The 1204-nt window shown below is 38.7% G+C and carries 1 protein-coding gene; it reads left to right on the top strand.

What is annotated here, in order from left to right:
- The first annotated feature begins 488 nt into the window (after window positions 1-488).
- Window positions 489-920 carry a hypothetical protein gene (locus GWK09_RS14875; RefSeq protein WP_163694260.1) on the top strand — a complete coding sequence of 144 codons (432 nt, stop codon included), beginning with the start codon at window positions 489-491 and terminating at the stop codon, window positions 918-920.
- Window positions 921-1204 lie beyond the last annotated feature (284 nt).

Raw genomic sequence — 1204 nt, 5'->3', positions numbered from 1 at the left:
TATCCTAGAATTTGCGGAACCATGTCTTTCTGAAAAACATAAGGTGGATTTAAAAAACAACTAGGCACAACAACGGCTATGGTTCATCGCCCTCTGAGGTCTGGGATTATTTGCTATTTTAGGGATTAATAAAACAATACGGAAGGCTGGCGCCTCCAGGCGCCAAACCATAGCCGGAACCGTTACCTACCATAGCGTTTATCTTCAAGTCAAACTCAAAGTCCTTTTGTAAAGTCAAGGTCGGTCAATGACCAATGTTCCTTCTTTTGCTATGGTCTTTACTCGGAGGTTTTTCTGGGAAGGGCCTGCGGAGATCTGGGAACTCTCAAGGGGTCTGGGTGGTGCTAGCTACGTTAGGTAACAACGGCTATAGTTTAGCGCCAGCCGGGGTCGGGTTTTTTTCCTATTTTAGGTCTGATAAAAAACTAATCCGGAAAGATGGCGCCTCCAGGCGCCAAACCATAGCCGGAACCGTTGGCATACATTAGATGAAGAAGTATCTTTTATTTTTATACGTTGGTATTTTATCTTTCCATTCTTGTCAGTCACAAAAGAATAATCTACGAACTATTGAAGGCAACTGGCACCCCTTGTCTCAACAAGAGGGAGCAGACCAGTATATAGAAATTTTCATTAAAAAAGATACTATTTACTTTTATTCAACACCTCTTGGTTTATATTGGGTGAATTTCAAAATGAATGAAAATAAATACTTTATAGATGATCGTACAGAAATGGGATGGGTTGAAAAAGGGTTTATGTTTGTTGAAAATGACACACTCAATTTCAAAGCGATTGATGGAAGTCCACTTCAATTTATTAGAATTAACGAATCTACAACGTTGGAAAATTTTGTTACCCAAACGACCACGGAAGATGTCTATAGAAATGTCTTCTTACGCAGGGCTCAGAATTGGTAAATGAGAATATTGGAAAAAAAATTATAAAAACGTATGCCAACAACGGCTATAATCCAGCTAACATCTGTTCCTCATTAAAATTTCCTACATTTAATTTTATAATAAAGTGGTTTAAGGGTCACGGAGTTTCAAAGAAGCCGAGATCATAGCCAAAACCGTTGTAACACATTACCAACCTTTCTCAAATCTACACCATACATGGGAGAAATAATTGCGGAAATCCTTTTCACTTGGATTCTTGGTGGAATTTGGACGGCTATAAACGCAATTTATGACTGGATTAA

The sequence above is a fragment of the Muriicola jejuensis genome (genome assembly GCF_010671595.1).
In the GTDB taxonomy this organism is placed as follows: Bacteria; Bacteroidota; Bacteroidia; order Flavobacteriales; family Flavobacteriaceae; genus Muriicola; species Muriicola jejuensis.
The sequence above is the reverse complement of the archived record's forward strand: the minus strand, read 5'-3'. Positions and strand labels throughout refer to the sequence as shown.